Below are 242 nucleotides of genomic sequence, written 5' to 3'. Positions count from 1 at the left end.
CTCTCTAGCTCTCCCGCGGCACCAGCTTCAGCGAGGCCGAGTTGATGCAGTAACGCAACCCGGTGGGCCGGGGGCCATCCGGGAAGACGTGCCCCAGGTGGGCATCGCAGCGGCCGCAGCGGACTTCGATGCGATGCATGCCGTGGCTGAAGTCGTCCAGTTCGCGGACCGCCTCGGCGTCCACCGGCTGGAAATAGCTCGGCCAACCGCTGCCGGAGTCGTACTTGGCGTCGGAGTCGAAC

1 protein-coding gene is annotated in these 242 nt (G+C 67.4%); it reads right to left on the bottom strand.

Going from position 1 to position 242, the window contains the following annotated elements; translation table 11 throughout:
- Window positions 1-4: 4 nt before the first annotated feature.
- A partial coding sequence (msrB, locus tag BST14_RS32220; RefSeq protein WP_083067512.1) for a peptide-methionine (R)-S-oxide reductase MsrB occupies window positions 5-242 on the bottom strand: 238 nt, incomplete at its 5' end.

Source organism: Mycobacterium arosiense ATCC BAA-1401 = DSM 45069 (assembly GCF_002086125.1).
GTDB classification, from domain to species: Bacteria; Actinomycetota; Actinomycetes; order Mycobacteriales; family Mycobacteriaceae; genus Mycobacterium; species Mycobacterium arosiense.
Note: the sequence above shows the minus strand (reverse complement) of the source record. Positions and strands in the feature narration are given on the sequence as shown.